Here is an 18,372-nt window from a genome sequence, read left to right on the forward strand (position 1 = left end):
ATCACGAATCACAGCTTTCATGCGCGCCGACTTCTACCTCATCGCCAGGCCCCGCTTCCGCGCCGAGCCGCTGCGGCTGGCCTGCGAGCTGGTACGCAAGGCCTACGAGGCGAACCTGTGGACGCTGGTGCTGGCGCGCGACACCGCGCAGGCCGAACAGCTGGACGACCTGCTCTGGGACATGGGCGACGATACCTACATTCCGCACCAGATCGCCGGCCGCGACGAAGAGGACGAACTGACCCCGGTGCTGATCGCCGAGCCGCAGACCGACACGCCGATGCGTGCGCTGGTGATCAACCTGCGCGACGCGCCCGTACCCGACGGCTTCGAGCGGGTACTGGAAGTGGTGCCGGCCGACGAGTCGGCGCGCGGCCCGCTGCGCGAGCGCTGGAAGCACTACAAGGCGCGCGGCCTCGAGGTCAACAAGCACGACATGTAGTGGCGTGCGGCGATGCGTGATTCGCGATTGGTGATTCGAAACCGCCGATGCGAACCGGTTGCCGCACTTCCCAATCACCAATCACGAATCGCCAGTCACCGCTCCCATGCCCCTCGCCCCTTCCTACGATCCGGCCACCTTCGAATCCCGCCTCTACGCCGAGTGGGAAGCGGCGGGCGTGTTCGCGCCCCGCGGTGACGGCCCCGCCTACACCATCCTGCTGCCGCCGCCCAACGTCACCGGCACCCTGCATATGGGCCACGCGTTCCAGCACACGCTGCAGGATGCCCTGATTCGCTATCACCGGATGCTCGGTCACCGCACGCTCTGGCAGATGGGCAGCGACCACGCCGGCATCGCGACCGAGATGGTCGTCGGCCGCAATCTCGCCCTGGAAGGCAAGGGCGAGACGCGCGACTCGCTGGGACGCGAGGCGTTCATCGCCAAAGTCTGGGAGTGGAAGCGACAGTCCGGCGACACCATCGAGCGGCAGATGCGGCGACTCGGCACGTCCGGCGACTGGACCCGCAGCGTGTTCACGATGGACCCGATGCCGTCCGCGGCGGTGGTCGAGGCGTTCGTGCGCCTGCACGAGCAGGGGCTGGTCTACCGCGGCAAGCGGCTGGTGAACTGGGATCCGGTGCTGAACACCGCGATCTCGGACCTCGAGGTCGAGAACCGGGAAGTCCCGGGCCACATGTGGCACTTCAGGTATCCGCTGGCGGGCGGCGAGACCTACGAATACGTCGAGCGCGACGCCGACGGCAACGTCACCCTGCGCGAGACGCGCGACTACATCGCCATCGCCACCACCCGCCCGGAGACCATGCTCGGCGACGGCGCGGTCGCGGTGCACCCGGAAGACGCGCGCTACGCCCCCATCGTCGGCAAGCTGTGCGAGATTCCGGTCGGACCGAAGGAACATCGCCGGCTGGTCCCGATCATCACCGACGAGTATCCCGATCCGGCGTTCGGCTCCGGCGCGGTCAAGATCACCGGCGCGCACGACTTCAACGATTACGCTGTGGCCGCGCGCAACGGCATCCCGCTCTACGCGCTCATGGATGGCAATGCGCGCATGCGCGAGGACGGCCTGCCGTACGAGCAGAGCGCGCGGATCGCGGGAGAGATCGCGCGGGGCGAGCGAGCGGCGGACGATGTCGCGGCGATCAACCTGGTCCCGGAGGAACTGCGCGGCCTGGACCGCTACGCCGCGCGCGAGCGCGTGGTGGCGGCCATCACCGCAGAAGGCCTGGCGGTGACCGGCCCGGACGGCAATCCGCTGATCGAATCGAAGCCGATCATGCAGCCCTTCGGCGACCGCTCCGGTTCCGTCATCGAGCCCTACCTGACCGACCAGTGGTTCGTGCGCATGGACGACATGGGCCGGCGCGGCATGCAACTGGCCGAAAGCGGCGCCGTGAAGTTCGTGCCGCCGAACTGGATCAACACCTACCGCCACTGGATGGAAAACATCCAGGACTGGACCATCAGCCGCCAGCTCTGGTGGGGCCATCGTATTCCGGCGTGGTTCGACGATGCCGGCAATATCTACGTGGCGCGCAACGAAGGCGACGCGCGGGCGCAGGCGAAGGAGCGCAATGGCGGGCTGGAGCCTGTCCTGCGCCAGGATCCCGACGTGCTGGAGACGTGGTTCTCTTCCGCGTTGTGGCCATTCAGCACGATGGGCTGGCCGGACGAGGCGGCGATGCGCGCGCGCGGCTTCGATGACTTCCTGCCGACCAGCGTGCTGGTCACCGGCTTCGACATCATCTTCTTCTGGGTCGCGCGGATGGTGATGATGACCGACGCGCTGACCGGCAAGGTCGCGTTCGACGACGTCTACATCACCGGCCTGGTCCGCGACAAGGATGGCCAGAAGATGTCCAAGTCGAAGGGCAACATCCTCGACCCGCTCGACCTGATCGACGGCATCACCGCCGATGCGCTGGTCGTCAAGCGCACCAGCGGGCTGATGCAGCCGAAGATGGCCGAGAAGATCGAGAAGGCCACGCGCAAGGAATTCCCCGACGGCATCATCGCCCACGGCGCCGATCCGCTGCGCTTCACCATGGCCGCGCTCGCCGGCCCGGGCCGCGACATCAAGTTCGACCTCGGCCGAGCCGAGGGCTACAAGAACTTCTGCAACAAGCTCTGGAACGCCACGCGGTTCGTGCTGATGAATACGGAGGGTTTCTCGCTTCCCCGGCACGCGGGGGAAGGCGCCCGCAGTGCGGACGGGGTCAACGCTCCTTCGCCCGCCACCGACGCCGAACGCTGGATCCTCGCCCGCCTGGCGAGGACCTCGGCGGAGGCGGAAGTCCATTTCGCGGCCTACCGTTTCGACCTGCTCGCGCAATCGCTGTACGAGTTCGCATGGAACGAGTTCTGCGACTGGTTCGTCGAACTGTCGAAGCCGGCGTTGAACGGAGACGACCATGCTGCCGCCGACAGCACCCGCCACACCCTGCTGTCCGTGCTCGAGGCGCTGCTGCGCCTGCTGCACCCGCTGATTCCGTTCGTCACCGAGGAACTGTGGCGGCAGGTCGCGCCGCGCCTCGGGATCGGGGGCGCGACCATCTCGCTGCAGCGCTACCCGAAGGCATCCGACCTCGCGGGCCACGACTTCACCGCGGCCGAGGCCGATGTCGAGTGGCTGCGGCAGATGGTCACCGCGCTGCGCCGCATCCGCAGCGAACTGGGGGTGTCGCCGTCGAAGCAGGTCCCGCTGCTGGTGCAGGGCGGCTCTGACGAGGAGCGCGCGCGCCTGCGGCGGTTCGACTCGCAGCTGCGCTTCCTCAACCGGCTCGCGGGGATCGAGGCGGTCGATGGCGATCCGCCGCCCTCCGCTGCCGGCCTGGTCGGCGAACTCAGGCTGTTCGTGCCGCTCGAAGGCCTGGTCGACCTCGACGCCGAGCGCGCGCGCCTGGACAGGGAGCTCGCGCGCATCTCGGGGGAGAAGGACAAGAGTGCGGCCAAGCTCGCGAAGTTCAGCGACAAGGTGCCGCCGGCGGTCGTGCAGCAGGAACGCCAGCGCCTCGAGGACTGGACGGCGCAGCACCAGGCCCTCGCTGCCCAGCGCACACGATTGGGCTGACCCGCCGGTCGCCTGTCAGGCGTGGCATGCTTTTCCCGTTCTCCGGAGCACATTCCCCGGAGGACAACGCCGATGCGCCTGCCACTGTTGCTCGGATGCCTGCTGCTCGCCCTGCCCGTGCACGCGGCCGAAATGCTGCTGGTCAACGGCCGCATCTGGACCGGTGACGACGAGCGGCCACAGGCCGGCGCGATGGCCGTGCGCGACGGCCGGATCGTGGCCGTGGGCGACGCCGCCGCGGTCGCGGCCGCCGTGTCCGGAACCGCGGTACGGATCGACCTCGGTGGACGGCGCGTGGTCCCCGGCATCAACGACGCGCACGTCCACCTCGGCGCCTCCCCGCCGTCGACCCGTCTGGAACTGCCCTTTCCCGAATCCACCAGCGACGAACTCGAAGCCGCGCTGAAGGCGCAGCCTGCCGGTGGCGATGGCTGGATCACCGGCGACATCGGCGGCGCCATCTGGACCGATCCGACCTGGCACCAGGCGCGACTCGACGCCCTGCATCCGACACGCCCGCTGCAGTTGCAGATGTTCACGGGCCACGGACTGCTGCTCAATACCGCCGCGCAGCGCGCACTCGGCATCGATCCGGACGTCGCGGTACCCGGTGGCTGGTACGGGAAGGGTCCGGACGGGGCATTCGATGGCCGCGTCTACGAGTACGCGCACTGGCGCACGCTCGCGCATTCGCCACCCCGCCCCGACGCCGAAGAAGTGCAGTCGATCCAGCGCTATTCGCAGGCCACGCTGAAGTGGGGCACCACGTCGCTGCAGGTGATGGCGTGGATGCCGCCGGAACGCTTCGTCGGCCTCTGGAACGCGGCGGGCGCCCGGTCCAGGCTGCGGCTGATCCGTTTCCCCATGCCCGCCGCGGACGATGAGCCGGTGGTCGCTGATGCACTGGAGAAGCACCCTGCCGACACGCCACGGATCGCCGTATCGGGCACCAAATGGATCATCGACGGTACGCCGGTGGACCAGGCCGCCCCATTGCGCGAACCCTATCCGGGCACCGGCGGCAACGGTCGCCTGAACTTCGACCAGACCCGGATCGAAGCGCTCCTGCGCGAGATCCTGGCGCGCGACGACCAGGCGCTGCTGCATGTGGCTGGCGACGTCGCCGCGATCGCGATCATGGACGCGATGGAAACGATCGCATCGCCGGCGCAATGGCGCGCACGCCGCCTGCGCTTCGAGCATGGGGATGGACTGGCCCCGGACCTGCTGGCGCGCGCCGCGTCGTTCGGCATCGTCGTGGTCCAGAACCCGTCCCACTTCTCGATGCCCGAGGATCATCCCTTCGCCTCGCTCGTGCGCGAACGCGGCTTTTCGCCACTCTCGGGCCTGCTCGACGCCGGCGTACCGCTCGCGCTCGGCAGCGATGGTCCACCGAATCCCTGGCTCAACCTGATGTTCGCCACCGCGCCGGTCACGCGCCCGGAGCAGGCGCTGACCCGCGAACAGGCCCTGCGCGCCTACACGCACGGCAGCGCCTACGCCGAGTTCACCGACCACGAGAAAGGCCGGCTGGTCGCGGGCTACGTCGCGGATTTCGCGGTGCTGTCGCAGGACGTGCTGGACCCGGAGTTGCCCGCGCAGGCCTTGCCCGGCACCCGCAGCCTGCTGACGGTGATCGATGGCGACATCGCGTGGCGCGACCCGGAGTTCTGAGCAGGCTTGCCGCGGACACCGGGCCTCCCCGGCGGGCGCCTCCGGTTCCGCAGGCACCCGCGGCGGGCGCCCGGGCCCGTGCGCAGCGGCGGCGGCCGCATCCGCCTACGACGGCATCCGGGTCAACGCGTCCGGCAGCAGTTCCTTCGCCATCACGATCGCGTCCTCGCGTCCTTCGTGCGCGGGGTAGTAGCGCGGGCGGCGCCCGATCTCGTTGAACCCCTCGTCGTGGTACAGCGCGATCGCGGCCGGGTTGGAAGGCCGCACCTCCAGGAACACGCGCTGCACGCCCAGCCCGCGCGCCACCCGCTCCAACCCGCGCAGCAGGCGCCGCCCGTGGCCCTGGCCCTGGTCGTCGGGATCGACGCACACGTTCAGCACGTGCGCTTCGTCCGCGGCGACGCTCAACACGCCGTAGCCGATCAGCCGCGGCCCGGCTTCGAGCACCCAGGCCGGATAGCCGGCGCGCAGGCAGTCGCGGAAGATGCCGATCGTCCACGGGAACGGGTACGCGCGCAGTTCGATGCGCATGACTTCGTCGAGGTCCGCGTCGCGCATCGGCCGCATCGAGGCCTGGGCACGACCGGCGTCGGCGGCGACGGCGCTCACCGTGCGGTTCGGGCGCGCAGTCCACGCAGCCGCGGCCACAACGCCCGTCGCGAACGCGCATCGCGCAGACCCTCCGGCGGCAACAGGTCGCGGCACAGCGCCAGTGCCTGTGCATCATCCAGGTCGCGACCGGCCGCGCGCAGCAGGGCCAGCAGCAGGGAGTCGGGACCGCTCGCGCAGGGCGCGGCAGCGCGCGGCCCTGGAGGAGCCGCCGACGCGACCGTGGCGGCGGCGACCGTCGCGGCATCATCGCCGTTCGCCGCGTAGACGGTGTATCCCATCTCCGCGAGGATCTCCCGCTGCAGCCGGTCGAGCTTCATGCCGGCTCCACGCGCCCGCCATCGTGCCGCCGCCAGAACCACAGGACCGGCCCGGACAGCGCGTAGACGGTGGCGACGGCCAGCAGCGTCTTCGGCGGATCCACCCACAACGCGATCAGCGCGCCGACCGCGATCGGCAGCGCGACGAACGGCACGCGCTCGGCCCTCGGCCCGCTGCCGCTGCCCTTGAAACTGTTGTAGCGCAGGCGGCTGACCATCAGCAGGCCGGAGACCACCGTCACCGCGAGCGCGGCATAGCGCAGGTCCTCGCCGGCGAAGCCGAGTTCGTGGCAGGTCCAGACGAAACTGGCCATCAGTCCCGCCGCGGCAGGGCTCGCCAGTCCCACGAACCAGCGCTTGTCGACCAGCCCCACCTGGCTGTTGAACCGCGCCAGCCGCAACGCCGCGCAGGCGGCGTAGAGGAACGCGGCGAGCCAGCCGATCCTGCCCTGGATCACGCCGTCGAGCTTCATCGACATCAGCGCCCAGTGGTACATCACCAGCGCCGGCGCCATGCCGAAACTGATCAGGTCGGCCAGCGAGTCGTACTGCACGCCGAACTCGCTCTGGGTGTTGGTGAGGCGCGCGACGCGGCCATCGATACCGTCCAGGACGCCGGCCACGAAGATCGCGATGCAGGCCGCGCCATAGCGTCCCTGGGAAGCGGCGATGATGGCGAAGAAGCCCGCGAACAGGCCGCCGGTGGTGAACAGGTTGGGCAGCAGGTAGATGCCGCGGCCGCGCGGCGGCACTGGGGTCTGGGGCTCCATCGGCGCAGTGTAGCGCCTGCCGGCGGGACCACGCCCGGGCCTGGTGTCGCCGGCCCGACCGGCCCGGGTCACGCCGGCAGTTCACGTTTCCGTCGCGCGGCGCTTGCGTCCGCGACGGGGCGATGCTGGAATCGCGCCACGACCACGCTCCAGGAGTCATGCGATGCCCCGCCTCCCGTTCCTGGCGCTTGCCGCCGGCCTGCTAGCCGCATCCGCCGCCTACGGCGCCGAGGTCTATCAGTGGAAGGACGCCAACGGCGTGACCCACTACTCGCAGACGCCACCCCCGCGGGGCAGCTACCAGCAGCGCCAGATCACCAGCGCCGGCGCGGGCACCGCGCAGCAGGCGACGCAGGCCGCAGCCCCGGCCGAGAGCCCGCAGTGCGCGAACGCGCGCGCCAACGTGACCGCCCTGAGCGGCAGCCGGCCGGTCCACGAAGCGGGAGAGGACGGTAAACCGGGCCGCGCATTGAACGACGCCGAGCGCGCCAGCCAGCTCGAACTGGCGAACGCGGCGGTGAAGGCCTACTGCACCACGCCGGCCGCCTAGGTCTGTCGTGAAGCTGGCCTGGGCCATCGTCGCAGGTGCCCTCGGCGCCGGCGCGCTGGCATGGTGGTTGACGCGCGAGGAGCGGCCGGTGCGGCCGGCCGGCGCGAGCGAGGCCCCTGCCGGGGAGCCAGCGGACGCGGCGCGGCAGGCGCCTGCAGGGCCGGCCCTGTACCGCTGGCGCGACGACGCCGGTATCGTGCAGATCACCGACATCCCGCCGCCCGACCGCGACTACACGATCGTGGACGTGGCCGCACTCGAGCGCCGCAACACCATCGATCCCAATCCGGCGATCGAAGCCGCGCGCTGAATACCGGCAGGGCCCCGGCATGGGCGCATGGCAAAATGCGCGTCCCTCCGCCATGAGCCCGCCGATGCGCCTGTCGCAGTTCCACCTCCGCACCGAGAAGGAAACGCCTGCCGACGCCGAGATCGCCAGCCACCGGCTGATGCTCAGGGCCGGCATGGTCCGCAAGCTCGCCGCGGGTCTGTACACCTGGTCTCCGCTGGGACTGCGCGTGTTGCGCAAGGTGGAATCGATCGTGCGCGAGGAGATGGACCGCGCCGGCGCGATCGAGATGGCGATGCCTTCGGTGCAGCCCCGCGAGCTGTGGGAGGAAAGCGGACGCTGGCGCAGGTTCGGCCCGCAGCTGCTCAAGATCCGCGACCGCAGGGACCAGGATTACTGCTTCACCCCGACCGCCGAGGAGGCGGTGACCGATTTCTTCCGCCAGGAGATCGCCAGCTACAAGCAGCTGCCGGTGAACTTCTACCAGATCACCAGCAAGTTCCGCGACGAGATCCGTCCGCGCTTCGGGGTGATGCGCGCGCGCGAATTCATCATGAAGGACGCGTATTCGTTCCATGTCTCGGACGAGGACCTGCAGCGCGAATACCGCAACATGTACGACGCCTACTCGCGCATCTTCACCCGGCTCGGGCTGCGCTTCCGCGCGGTGTTCGCCGACACCGGCGCGATCGGCGGCAGTGCCTCGCACGAATTCCACGTACTGGCCGATTCCGGCGAGGACGCCCTGGCCTTCGCGCAGGAGTCCGGCTACGCCGCGAACGTCGAGCTGGCCGAAGCGATCTGCAACCAGACGCGTCCGGCCGCGACCCAGGCGCTGGAGAAGGTCGAGACCCCCACCCAGAAGACCTGCGAGGACGTTGCCGCCCTGCTCGGCATCCCGCTGCAGCGCACGGTGAAGTCGATCGCGCTGATGGGTGTGGATGCCGGGGGCGGCGCGCAGTTCGTGCTGGCAATGGTGCGCGGCGACCATGCGCTCAACGAGATCAAGGTGTCGAAGCTGCCCGGCCTGGCCGACCACCGACTGGCGACCGAGGCGGAAATCCGTGAATACCTGGGCGCCGAACCGGGTTTCCTCGGACCGTACAACGCGCGCGGGAAGATCCGCGTCCTCGCCGACCGCAGCGTCTGCGCGATGGCGGACTTCGTCGTCGGCGCCAACGAGAACGGCTTCCATCTCACCGGCGTCAACTGGGGCCGCGACCTGCCCGAACCCGACGAGACCGCGGACATCCGCAACGTCGTCGCCGGCGATCCCTCGCCCGACGGAAACGGATCGCTGGGCATCGCGCGCGGCATCGAGGTGGGCCACGTGTTCGCGCTCGGCCGCAAGTATTCCGAGGCGATGCATTGCACGGTGCTCGATGCGGACGGCAGCGCCGTGCACCCGGCGATGGGCTGCTACGGCATCGGCGTGTCGCGCATCGTCGCCGCGGCGATCGAACAGAACCACGACGAGGCCGGCATCGCGTGGCCGGCGCCGATGGCGCCGTGGCAGGCCGTGGTGTGCGTGATCAACCCGAAGGGCAACGCCGAGGTGGCCGCCGCGGCCGACGCGCTCTACCGCGAGCTGGGCGAAGCCGGGATCGAGGTCGCGCTCGACGACCGCGGCCTGCGACCCGGCCCGATGTTCGCCGACATCGAGCTGATCGGGATTCCGCACAGGATCGTCGTGTCCGAGCGCGGCCTGGCCGCGGGCACGTTCGAATATCGCGCGCGCACCGCGACGGGCCCGGAGAATCTCGATCGCGCCTCGCTGCTTGCGCGCCTGCGCGCGGAGTGAAATCCGCAGGCCCGGGATAATCGAACGGATTATGGCGTTCGCGCATCGCTGCGAAGGCATTTTCTCGTCGTCACGCGTATTCCACTATCATGCGCGGGTGCCAGGGACGGGACATTCCCTTCCAGATTCCGGAGTTTTTTTGCATGGCAATCGATTTGACCGCATTTTCACCGAAGCAGCTCGACGCCCTGATTTCCGAAGCCAAGCGCCGCAAGACCGCCCTGAGGAAACGCAAGCCGATCGCCGCGATCCGCAAGCGCATCGTCGACTTCGCCACCGCCGAGGGTTATACGGTCCAGGAACTGTTCGGCGGGCGCTCGGCCGCATCGAAGAAGGCGCCGGCTGCGAAGAAGACCGCGAAGAAGGCCGGCAAGACCGGGCGCAAGCTGGGCAAGGTGCCCCCCAAGTACCGCAATCCGGCGGTGCCGAGCGAAACCTGGACCGGCCGCGGCAAGCAGCCGCGCTGGATGGCGGCACTGGTCAAGAAGGGCCGCAAGCCCGAGGACTTCCTGATCAAGAAGTGAGCGCGGCTCGCTGCTTCGCACGGAAACTTCCGCGACAAGGAACGCCGGCCGACCAGCCGGCGTTTCCTGTTGCCTGGACGGGAAGCAGGGCAGGCAGGACGGCCGTCCGGTTTCCCGCTACAGGTTGCGCCGCGCCGGCAGCAACAGGTTTCCGATCAGCAGGCCGGCGATCAGCGCCAGCAGCACGTTGATCACGGTGATCGCCGCATCCTGGCCGGCCGCCACGTCCTGCTGCTGCACCGCCACCAGCAGGCTGCGCAGGCTGGTGCTGCCCGGAACCAGCATGATGATGCCCGGCACCCGGATCAAGGCCCCGGGCCGGCGCATCCAGCGCGCATAGCCGTTGCCGGCGACGGTGATCGCCAGCGCCGACAGGAACACGCCGACCGGGCTGCCCAGCCATTGGCCCACCATGCGCGAGATGTAGTAGCCCGCGATCGCCGCCGCCATCACCAGCAGGTAGTCGCGGCGACCGGCGCGGAACAGCGCGGCGAACGCCCAGGCGGCCGTGACCACCGCGCCCCACTCCACCCACACCGGTTGCGGGCGCCACGCCCGCACCTGCGGTTCCAGTCCCAGCAACTGCACGGTGGTCAGGGCGATCATCGTGCCCACCGTCAGCTTCAGCAGCGTGGTCAGGGCGCCGAACAGGCGCGCGGTCCCGGAGACCAGGTGCTGGCTGGTGAGTTCGCTGAAGGCATTCGTCAGTGCCATGCCGGGCATGAGCACGATCATCGAGGCGATCACGACGGTATTCAGGTTCAACGGCACCAGGAAGGTGGCCACCAGCGCGGCCAGTCCACCCGCGACGATGCCGGCAATGGCGTCGTCGGCCTCCTTCATCTGCGGCCTGCCGCGGCTGGCGACGCCGAGCAGACCGACGAGGGTGCCGATCACCCCGGCCGTGGCGACATCCAGCCACGGCAACCGCAGCAGTCCCGCCACGCTCGCCGCGGCGAGCCCGAATCCCAGCACCTGCTGCAGCTTGCCACGCCAGCCCACGTCGCGGTCCAGCGCGCGCAGCGCGGCGTGGCCTTCGGCGATGCCGAGTCGGCCCGCCATCACCTCTTCCGCGATCCGGTCGGCCTCGCACAGCCTGTAGAGGTTGGTTTCCCCCGGCGGCAGCCGGATCACGCGCGTGGTGTCGCTCTCGCCCGGCGGTCGCTGCGGATCGCTGAAGGTCAGGATCAGCCCGGTGGGGTTGCTCCAGGGCTCGCAGTCGAGGCCCAGCTGGCGGGCGACCGACACGATCGCACCCTCCAGCCGCTGCGACGTGGTGCCGTAGCGGTGCAGGTGTCCGGCCAGCTCGACGATGAACGCGATGCGCGTGGCGTAACTGGCGCTGGGGGGCATCGTCGGCATGGCGTCGCGAAGGATCGCACGGCCCGCCCCGCCAGGGCACCAGCGGACCCGTCCGCCTCCCTGCTGCCGACACGTCGATCCCTGTATCCTCGCCCCCGATGACCGTGCCCGCGAGCCAGCCGCCCACCGCCGAGCCCGATCCGCAGGACCCGGCGCTGCTGCGCCTGGGGGGGCGCTGGACGCTCGACCACGCGCTGGATATCGGACGCGCGTTGCGCGAACTCCCCGACTCGGTCGGCGCGATCGACGCCTCGGCCGTCGACAGGCTCGACTCCGTAGGGGTCCTGCAGTTGCTGCGCTATGCCGAGCGCCGGCAACTCGACTACACCACCTTCCGCTTCCGCGACGACCATCGCGCGCTGGTGGCCGCGATCGAGGATGTGCACGACGACCGCCCCAAGGCCCGGCGCGAATACGGCTTCGCTGCGGCGCTGGCGCGGCTGGGCTACGCGGTACAGGACAACTCGCGCGAGATCGTCGCGCTGGTGAGCTTCCTGGGCGAAACGCTGGTCAAGCTCGGGCGCACGATCCTCGACCCGCGCCGCTTCCGTCTCACGTCCACCATCCACCACATGGAGCAGGTGGGACTGGATGCGGTGCCGCTGGTGGCGCTGCTGTCGTTCCTGGTGGGCGCGGTGATCGCGTTCCTCGGGGCGCAGATCCTCGCCGACTTCGGCGCGACGATCTTCGTGGTCGAACTGGTGTCGATCGCGTTCCTGCGCGAATTCGGCGTGCTGCTGACCGCGATCCTGCTGGCCGGCCGCACCGCCAGCGCCTTCACCGCTCAGATCGGGGCGATGGTCAGCCGCGAGGAGGTGGACGCGATCCGCACGCTCGGCCTCGATCCCGTCGACCTGCTGGTGATCCCGCGCGTGATCGCATTGCTGGTGATGCTGCCGCTGCTGACCTTCATCGCCATGCTCGCCGGCCTGCTCGGCGGCCTGTCGGTCGGCGCGTTCAGCCTCGACATCCCGCCGCAGGCGTACCTTGCGCGGATGCACGAACAGATGGAGTTGCGCCATTTCCTGATCGGCATGTCGAAGGCGCCGCTGTTCGCGCTGGTGATCGGCCTGATCGGCTGCCTCGAGGGGTTGCAGGTGCAGGGAACGGCGCAGTCGGTGGGTGAACGGACCACGTCCAGCGTGGTGCAGACGATCGCGCTGGTGATCGTGTTCGATGCGATGGCCGCGATCTGGTTCATGTACATGGATTGGTGAAGACGTGGTTGGTGACTGGTGACTGGTGGTTCGAAAGATCAGGAGCGTGCAGGCCACCCCGCCGCAGGGGAGGATGCCGCCGTTGCCGATCGCGAATCGCCCATGCCGGATCGCGGCGACGCGGACGCGTCCCCCATCATCCGTGTCCGCGGGCTGATCAACCGCTTCGGCGCGCAGACCGTGCACGACGGCCTCGACCTCGACGTGGTGCGCGGCGAGATCCTCGGGGTGGTGGGCGGCTCCGGCTCGGGCAAGTCGGTGCTGATGCGCTCGCTGATCGGCCTGCGCACGCCCGACGAAGGCGAGATCCAAGTACTGGGGGTCGATCCGCGCTCGGACGACCCGCAGGACCGGCTGCACCTGGAACGCAGCACCGGCGTGCTGTTCCAGGACGGCGCCCTGTTCTCGTCCCTGACCGTCGGCGAGAACGTGCAGGTGCCGCTCAAGGAGCACCATCCGGAGCTGCCGGAATCGCTGCGCTACGAACTCGCCCTGCTCAAGGTGCGCCTGGCCGGGCTGCCTGCGGACGCCCTGGACAAGCTGCCTTCGCAGCTGTCGGGCGGGATGCGCAAGCGTGCCGCGCTCGCCCGCTCGCTGGCGCTGGACCCGCCGCTGCTGTTCCTGGACGAACCCACGGCCGGCCTCGACCCGATCGGTGCCGCGGCCTTCGACCGCCTGATCCGCACCCTGCAGCAGGCGCTGGGACTGACCGTGTTCCTGATCACCCACGATCTCGACACGCTGTATGCGATCTGCGACCGTGTCGCCGTGATCGCCGACCGCAAGGTCGTGGCGGCCGCTCCGCTGGCCGAGATCGAACGGCTCGACCACCCCTGGATCCGCGACTACTTCCATGGCCCGCGCGGAAGGGCCGCGCACGCGGCCGCGGCGACCGCTGAGGACACCTGACGCATGGAAACCAAGGCCAACTACGTCCTGATCGGCGCGTTCACCATCGCGGTGACCGTATTCCTGCTGCTGTTCGCGCTGTGGGCGGCCAAGTACTCCTCCGAACGCGACTGGAACGAATACCTGGTGGTCTTCAGCGAGCCGGTGACGGGTCTCTCCGAGGGCAGCAGCGTGCAGTACAACGGGATCGCGATCGGCACCGTCGACGACCTGATGCTGGCGCCGGACGACCCACGCCAGGTGATCGCCCGGCTCAAGCTGCAGGCGGACGCGCCGGTCAAGGTCGATACCCGGGCCCGCCTGTCGATGACCAGCCTCACCGGCCCGCCGATCATCCAGCTCACCGGCGGCAGCCCGGGCGCGCCGGCTCTGCTGCCGGGCCCCGATGGAGGGCCGCCCAGGATCGAGACCGCGGCCTCCGCGCTGCAGAACATCGCCGACACCGCCAACCGCCTCGTGGAACGCCTCGACCAGGTGCTGAGCGAGGAGAACGTGGGACGCATCGCCGCCACGCTCGAGAACATCGAGACCATGACCGGCGCGATCTCCGACCAGCGCCAGGACATGCGCGAGATCCTGATCAACGCCCGTACCGCCAGCGAACAGCTGAACGTGACGATGGCTTCGGCCAACCGCAGCCTGGACACCGTGGACCGGGAACTGGTCCAGCAGTTGCCGCGGCTGATGGAACGGATCGACGGCACGCTCGCCAAGCTCGACTCCGCGGCGAACGGCGCCGACACGATCCTCAACGAGAACCGGTCCGCCATCAACAGCTTCGCCAACGACGGCCTGTCGCAACTCGGGCCCACGCTGGGTGAACTGCGGGGACTGATCCGCGACCTGCGCAGGATCAGCGACCGGCTCGACGCAAATCCCTCGCGCTACCTGCTGGGCCGCGACGCAACCAAGGAGTTCGAACCGTGAGCACAACCGCAGTGGGGAATCGCGCACCGGCTCCCGCCGCCGCCATGCGGGCTCGCGCGGGCGTCGCGTTGCGCGGCACGGTCTTGGCCATGCTCGCCGCGTCGCTGGCGGGCTGCTCGCTGCTGGGCGGGGGCGGCGAACGCGAACGCTCGACGATCTACGCGCCCGACCCGCGTGTCGAGATCGACGCGTCCGCTCCGTCCACCAGCTGGCAACTGTCGCTCAGCCCGCCCTCGGGCGCGCGCTCGATCGACAGTTTCCGGATCGCGGTGCGGCCGACACCGGGCGAGTTGCAGGTCTACCGTGGCGCCAGCTGGGCCAAGACGCCCACCGACATGTTGCAGGACGCGCTGCTGCGCGCGCTCGAGGACTCGGGCAAGCTGCCGTCGGTCGCGCGCCAGGGCTCGGGCATCGCCGCCGACTACAAGCTGATCGTCGACCTGCGTCGTTTCGAAGCCGACTACGCCGGCAACGCGGTGCCCGCGGCCACCGTCGAGTTCAACGCCAAGCTGATCCACACCGTCGACCAGGGCATCGTGGCGTCGCGGACCTTCCACGCCGCGCAGCCGGCGGCCGGGACCGACATCGCCCTGGTGGTCGACGCGTTCTCGCGCAGCCTCGAGGACGTCACAACCGAACTTGCGCACTGGATCCTTTCCACCGGCGACGCCCACGAACGCGAGACGCATCCGCAGACGGATGGCTGACGCGGTCCGCCGCTGCGAGCTTCCCGGGCCCCTCCGGGCGACGCCAACCGGAAAGCACTAGGGCTCCGCAGAGCACCGCGGGAGATGCGGCAACCGACGTCGCCCAGACCACCGCAAGTCAATCAGGATTCGCCATAATCCGCCGGAACGTCAGGTTGATCCGCGGGCCCACCCGCTTCGCGGTACGACACAGCGCGTGGCGGTAGTCCTCCTGGGTGGCGCCGCGCATCACCAGCAGGCTGCCATGCGGCAGTTCCAGCACCAGCTTGTGCATTGGGTCGCTACGATGCCTGAGCACGAAGCGGCGCGTCGCACCCAGGCTCAACGATGCGATCACCGGCTGAGCGCCCAGTTCCGGTTCGTCGTCGCTGTGCCAGCCCATGCAGTCCCTGCCGTCGCGATAGAGATTGGCGAGCACGCTGTTGAATGCCACGCCGGTCTCGCGGATCAGGCGCTCGCGGATCGGAAGCAAGGCGTCGGGCCAGGCCGACGGGTGATGCCGTACCCCGGAATAGCGGTACGTCGTTCCCCGATCGCCAATCCAGCAACTCAACCTCGGCGAGTCGATCTCGCGGCCGAAAAGACGGACACGGTGTACGCGCCACGGGAGTCCGTCAGTCAGCTGCCGATGCAATGCGGACGCAGGACTGGTCCGCAGCCAACCGCGGAGCATCCAGACGTCCGGCCCACCGAAGTCACCGAGACCACCCGCAATGCTCGCTCGCGTTCCCACCGCTAGGTCGCAGCTATGGTCCGGTCTCGGATCCCCGCTTCCGGCTCCCAGCATGCGCCGACCACAGTCCGTGCGCCCGCTTCCGTCAACGCGCCTCCGCGATCTCCACGCCATCCAGTCCCTGCGACAGGGTGCGCGCGTCGCCGCCCTGGGCGAGCTTGATCCTGAGCCGCACCTCGTTCTGCGAGTCGGCGAAGCGCAGCGCGTCCTCGTAGGAGATCTCGCCGGCCTGGTACAGCTCGAACAGGGCCTGGTCGAAGGTCTTCATGCCGAGGTTGGTCGACTCCTTCATCACTTCCTTGAGCTTGTGCACCTCGCCTTCGCGGATGTAGTCCTGCACCAACGGGGTACCGAGCAGGATCTCCATCGCGACGCGCCGCCCTTTGCCGTCGGGCGTGGGGATCAACTGCTGTGCGACCACGCCCTTGAGGTTGAGCGAGAGGTCCATCAGCAGCTGGTTGCGGCGATCCTCGGGGAAGAAGTTGATGATGCGGTCCATCGCCTGGTTGGCGTTGTTCGCATGCAGGGTGCACAGCACCAGGTGGCCGGTCTCGGCGAAGGCGATGGCGTGGTCCATGCCCTCGCGGGTGCGCACCTCGCCGATCATGATCACGTCCGGCGCCTGGCGCAGGGTGTTCTTGAGCGCGTTGTCCCAGCTGTCGGTGTCGATGCCGACCTCGCGCTGGGTGATGATGCAGCCCTCGTGCTTGTGCACGAACTCGATCGGGTCCTCGATCGTGATGATGTGCCCGGTCGAGTTCTGGTTGCGGTACCCGATCATCGCCGCCAGCGAGGTCGACTTGCCGGTGCCGGTGGCGCCGACGAAGATGATGATGCCGCGCTTGGTCATCGCCAGCGTCTTGATGATCGGTGGCAGGTTGAGCTCCTCCACCGTCGGGATCTTGGTCTCGATCCGGCGCAGCACCATGCCCACCTGGTTGCGCTGGTAGAAGCACGAGACGCGGAAGCGGCCCACCCCCGACACGCCGATGGCGAAGTTGCACTCGTGCGTCTTTTCGAACTCCTCGCGCTGCGGCGGCGACATCACGTTGAGTACCAGGTCGCGCGACTGCTGAGGCGTGAGCGGGTTCTGCGTGATCGGCGAGATCTTGCCGTGGACCTTCATCGACGGCGGCATGCCGGCGGTGATGAACAGGTCCGACGCCTTCTGGTGCGCCATCAGCTTGAGGAACGAGGTGAAATCGATGCTGCTCATGGTGGCTCCTGCGGAGCCGGGGATTGGGGATTCGGGATTGGGGATTCGGGAGCTCGCGCCACATCGAATCTCCGCACCGCCTGCCCTGCCCGGCTATTACGAATCCCGAATTTCGAATCCCGAATGCCGGCGGTTGTTCATTCGAACAACCGCTTCTCCTTCGCGTATTCCTTCGCCTGCTGGCGCGTGACCATGCCGCGCTTGACCAGGTCCTGCAGGTGCTGGTCGAGGGTCATCATGCCGTGCTGCTGGCCGGTCTGGATCGACGAATACATCTGCGCCACCTTGTCCTCGCGGATCAGGTTGCGGATGGCGGGGATGCCGACCATGATTTCCCAGGCCGCGGTGCGGCCGCCGCCGACCTTCTTCAGCAGCGCCTGCGAGATCACCGCGCGCAGCGATTCGGACAGCATCGAGCGCACCATCGGCTTCTCGCCGGCGGGAAACACGTCGATGATGCGGTCGATGGTCTTGGCCGCCGAGCTGGTGTGCAGGGTGCCGAACACCAGGTGGCCGGTTTCCGCGGCGGTCAGCGCCAGGCGGATGGTTTCCAGGTCGCGCAGCTCGCCGACCAGCACGATGTCCGGGTCTTCGCGCAGCGCCGAGCGCAGCGCCTCGCTGAAACCGTGGGTGTCGCGGTGCACCTCACGCTGGTTGATCAGGCACTTCTGCGAGGTGTGCACGAACTCGATCGGGTCCTCGATGGTGAGGATGTGCCCGTACTCGTTCTTGTTGATGTGGTCGATCATCGCCGCCAGCGTGGTCGACTTGCCCGACCCGGTCGGCCCGGTCACCAGGATCAGGCCCTGCGGCTGTTCGATCAGTTCGCGGAAGATCGGCGGGCAGCCGAGGTCCTCCAGCGTCAGCACTTCGGAGGGAATCGTCCGGAACACCGCGCCGGCGCCGCGGTTCTGGTTGAACGCGTTGACGCGGAAGCGCGCGAGGCCGGGAATCTCGAACGAGAAGTCGGTTTCGAGGAATTCCTCGAAGTCGCGGCGCTGCTTGTCCGACATGATGTCGTAGACCAGCGCGTGCACCTGCTTGTGCTCGAGCGCCGGGATGTTGATCCGGCGCACGTCGCCGTCGACCCGGATCATCGGCGGAAGCCCCGCCGACAGATGGAGGTCGGAGGCCTTGTTCTTGACCGAGAACGCCAACAGTTCGGCGATATCCATGCATGCTCCCCTGGCACTGCAATGTAACGTGATGCGGCCATGCGCCACGG

Annotated in this window: 18 protein-coding genes; 11 read left to right on the top strand and 7 right to left on the bottom strand. The window is 68.9% G+C overall.

Features of this window, described 5'->3' with window-relative positions:
- Positions 1 to 19: 19 nt before the first annotated feature.
- From FZO89_RS04875 to FZO89_RS04885, 3 genes are all read left to right on the top strand, one after another.
- Positions 20 to 442 carry a DNA polymerase III subunit chi gene (locus FZO89_RS04875; protein WP_149102193.1) on the top strand — a complete coding sequence of 141 codons (423 nt, stop codon included), beginning with the start codon at positions 20 to 22 and terminating at the stop codon, positions 440 to 442.
- Positions 443 to 548: 106 nt separating this feature from the next.
- Positions 549 to 3,539, top strand: coding sequence for a valine--tRNA ligase (locus tag FZO89_RS04880; RefSeq protein ID WP_149102194.1), 2,991 nt, complete (start codon positions 549 to 551; stop codon positions 3,537 to 3,539).
- Between the two features lie 72 nt (positions 3,540 to 3,611).
- Positions 3,612 to 5,213 (top strand): amidohydrolase, encoded by a 1,602-nt coding sequence (locus tag FZO89_RS04885; RefSeq protein WP_149102195.1) that lies wholly within the window; start codon positions 3,612 to 3,614, stop codon positions 5,211 to 5,213.
- A 105-nt stretch (positions 5,214 to 5,318) separates the two neighbouring features.
- Here FZO89_RS04885 and rimI read toward each other — a convergent pair whose 3' ends face one another.
- From rimI to pssA, 3 genes are read right to left on the bottom strand one after another with little or no spacing between them, the layout of a single operon-like run.
- Positions 5,319 to 5,780: a ribosomal protein S18-alanine N-acetyltransferase gene (gene rimI, locus FZO89_RS04890; protein WP_187471181.1), complete on the bottom strand. Its 462-nt coding sequence runs from the start codon at positions 5,778 to 5,780 to the stop codon at positions 5,319 to 5,321.
- A gap of 38 nt (positions 5,781 to 5,818) precedes the next feature.
- Positions 5,819 to 6,142, bottom strand: coding sequence for a hypothetical protein (locus tag FZO89_RS04895; protein ID WP_149102196.1), 324 nt, complete (start codon positions 6,140 to 6,142; stop codon positions 5,819 to 5,821).
- Entirely contained in the window at positions 6,139 to 6,912 is a 774-nt protein-coding gene (pssA, locus tag FZO89_RS04900; RefSeq protein ID WP_149102197.1) for a CDP-diacylglycerol--serine O-phosphatidyltransferase, read from the bottom strand. Before pssA ends, FZO89_RS04895 begins: the two co-directional genes overlap by 4 nt.
- Before the next feature lie 163 nt (positions 6,913 to 7,075).
- Here pssA and FZO89_RS04905 point away from each other — a divergent pair, with 163 nt between their 5' ends.
- The 4 genes from FZO89_RS04905 to FZO89_RS04920 all read left to right on the top strand — a co-directional run bounded on the left by FZO89_RS04905 (position 7,076) and on the right by FZO89_RS04920 (position 10,076).
- Positions 7,076 to 7,462 carry a DUF4124 domain-containing protein gene (locus FZO89_RS04905; protein ID WP_425480419.1) on the top strand — a complete coding sequence of 129 codons (387 nt, stop codon included), beginning with the start codon at positions 7,076 to 7,078 and terminating at the stop codon, positions 7,460 to 7,462.
- A gap of 7 nt (positions 7,463 to 7,469) precedes the next feature.
- Positions 7,470 to 7,772 carry a DUF4124 domain-containing protein gene (locus FZO89_RS04910; RefSeq protein ID WP_149102198.1) on the top strand — a complete coding sequence of 101 codons (303 nt, stop codon included), beginning with the start codon at positions 7,470 to 7,472 and terminating at the stop codon, positions 7,770 to 7,772.
- Between the two features lie 64 nt (positions 7,773 to 7,836).
- Positions 7,837 to 9,552, top strand: coding sequence for a proline--tRNA ligase (locus FZO89_RS04915; RefSeq protein WP_149102199.1), 1,716 nt, complete (start codon positions 7,837 to 7,839; stop codon positions 9,550 to 9,552).
- Positions 9,553 to 9,695: 143 nt separating this feature from the next.
- Positions 9,696 to 10,076, top strand: a complete 381-nt coding sequence (locus FZO89_RS04920; protein ID WP_149102200.1) for an H-NS histone family protein — start codon at positions 9,696 to 9,698, stop codon at positions 10,074 to 10,076.
- A 117-nt stretch (positions 10,077 to 10,193) separates the two neighbouring features.
- Here FZO89_RS04920 and FZO89_RS04925 read toward each other — a convergent pair whose 3' ends face one another.
- On the bottom strand, positions 10,194 to 11,438 hold the full coding sequence (locus FZO89_RS04925; protein ID WP_149102201.1) for a threonine/serine exporter family protein: 1,245 nt from the start codon (positions 11,436 to 11,438) through the stop codon (positions 10,194 to 10,196).
- 98 nt (positions 11,439 to 11,536) lie between these two features.
- On the opposite strand from FZO89_RS04925, the gene FZO89_RS04930 reads away from it, so the two are divergent.
- The 4 genes from FZO89_RS04930 (at position 11,537) to FZO89_RS04945 (ending at position 15,198) form a co-directional block, all read left to right on the top strand.
- Positions 11,537 to 12,655, top strand: a complete 1,119-nt coding sequence (locus FZO89_RS04930) for an ABC transporter permease (protein WP_149102202.1) — start codon at positions 11,537 to 11,539, stop codon at positions 12,653 to 12,655.
- Between the two features lie 102 nt (positions 12,656 to 12,757).
- Positions 12,758 to 13,564 carry an ABC transporter ATP-binding protein gene (locus FZO89_RS04935; RefSeq protein ID WP_149102203.1) on the top strand — a complete coding sequence of 269 codons (807 nt, stop codon included), beginning with the start codon at positions 12,758 to 12,760 and terminating at the stop codon, positions 13,562 to 13,564.
- Between the two features lie 3 nt (positions 13,565 to 13,567).
- A complete protein-coding gene (locus FZO89_RS04940; RefSeq protein WP_149102204.1) occupies positions 13,568 to 14,491 on the top strand; it encodes an MlaD family protein in 924 nt (307 codons plus the stop codon).
- Between the two features lie 44 nt (positions 14,492 to 14,535).
- Positions 14,536 to 15,198, top strand: a complete 663-nt coding sequence (locus FZO89_RS04945; protein WP_149104044.1) for an ABC-type transport auxiliary lipoprotein family protein — start codon at positions 14,536 to 14,538, stop codon at positions 15,196 to 15,198.
- 118 nt (positions 15,199 to 15,316) lie between these two features.
- Here the strand turns inward: FZO89_RS04945 and FZO89_RS04950 are convergent, their stop codons facing one another.
- The 3 genes from FZO89_RS04950 to FZO89_RS04960 form a co-directional block, all read right to left on the bottom strand.
- Positions 15,317 to 15,871 (bottom strand): alpha-ketoglutarate-dependent dioxygenase AlkB family protein, encoded by a 555-nt coding sequence (locus FZO89_RS04950; protein WP_149102205.1) that lies wholly within the window; start codon positions 15,869 to 15,871, stop codon positions 15,317 to 15,319.
- A 145-nt stretch (positions 15,872 to 16,016) separates the two neighbouring features.
- A complete protein-coding gene (locus FZO89_RS04955) occupies positions 16,017 to 17,147 on the bottom strand; it encodes a PilT/PilU family type 4a pilus ATPase (RefSeq protein ID WP_149102206.1) in 1,131 nt (376 codons plus the stop codon).
- Positions 17,148 to 17,284: 137 nt separating this feature from the next.
- A complete protein-coding gene (locus FZO89_RS04960) occupies positions 17,285 to 18,322 on the bottom strand; it encodes a type IV pilus twitching motility protein PilT (RefSeq protein WP_149102207.1) in 1,038 nt (345 codons plus the stop codon).
- Positions 18,323 to 18,372 lie beyond the last annotated feature (50 nt).

This window comes from Luteimonas viscosa, from assembly GCF_008244685.1.
In the GTDB taxonomy this organism is placed as follows: domain Bacteria; phylum Pseudomonadota; class Gammaproteobacteria; order Xanthomonadales; family Xanthomonadaceae; genus Luteimonas; species Luteimonas viscosa.

Coding starts and splice junctions, on each gene's coding strand:
- FZO89_RS04875 (WP_149102193.1), top strand. CDS start 20: ATGCGCGCCGACTTCTACCTCATCGCCAGGCCCCGCTTCCGCGCCGAG.
- FZO89_RS04880 (WP_149102194.1), top strand. CDS start 549: ATGCCCCTCGCCCCTTCCTACGATCCGGCCACCTTCGAATCCCGCCTC.
- FZO89_RS04885 (WP_149102195.1), top strand. CDS start 3,612: ATGCGCCTGCCACTGTTGCTCGGATGCCTGCTGCTCGCCCTGCCCGTG.
- rimI (WP_187471181.1), bottom strand. CDS start 5,780: ATGCGGCCGATGCGCGACGCGGACCTCGACGAAGTCATGCGCATCGAA.
- FZO89_RS04895 (WP_149102196.1), bottom strand. CDS start 6,142: ATGAAGCTCGACCGGCTGCAGCGGGAGATCCTCGCGGAGATGGGATAC.
- pssA (WP_149102197.1), bottom strand. CDS start 6,912: ATGGAGCCCCAGACCCCAGTGCCGCCGCGCGGCCGCGGCATCTACCTG.
- FZO89_RS04905 (WP_425480419.1), top strand. CDS start 7,076: ATGCCCCGCCTCCCGTTCCTGGCGCTTGCCGCCGGCCTGCTAGCCGCA.
- FZO89_RS04915 (WP_149102199.1), top strand. CDS start 7,837: ATGCGCCTGTCGCAGTTCCACCTCCGCACCGAGAAGGAAACGCCTGCC.
- FZO89_RS04920 (WP_149102200.1), top strand. CDS start 9,696: ATGGCAATCGATTTGACCGCATTTTCACCGAAGCAGCTCGACGCCCTG.
- FZO89_RS04925 (WP_149102201.1), bottom strand. CDS start 11,438: ATGCCGACGATGCCCCCCAGCGCCAGTTACGCCACGCGCATCGCGTTC.
- FZO89_RS04930 (WP_149102202.1), top strand. CDS start 11,537: ATGACCGTGCCCGCGAGCCAGCCGCCCACCGCCGAGCCCGATCCGCAG.
- FZO89_RS04935 (WP_149102203.1), top strand. CDS start 12,758: ATGCCGGATCGCGGCGACGCGGACGCGTCCCCCATCATCCGTGTCCGC.
- FZO89_RS04940 (WP_149102204.1), top strand. CDS start 13,568: ATGGAAACCAAGGCCAACTACGTCCTGATCGGCGCGTTCACCATCGCG.
- FZO89_RS04945 (WP_149104044.1), top strand. CDS start 14,536: ATGCGGGCTCGCGCGGGCGTCGCGTTGCGCGGCACGGTCTTGGCCATG.
- FZO89_RS04950 (WP_149102205.1), bottom strand. CDS start 15,871: ATGCTCCGCGGTTGGCTGCGGACCAGTCCTGCGTCCGCATTGCATCGG.
- FZO89_RS04955 (WP_149102206.1), bottom strand. CDS start 17,147: ATGAGCAGCATCGATTTCACCTCGTTCCTCAAGCTGATGGCGCACCAG.
- FZO89_RS04960 (WP_149102207.1), bottom strand. CDS start 18,322: ATGGATATCGCCGAACTGTTGGCGTTCTCGGTCAAGAACAAGGCCTCC.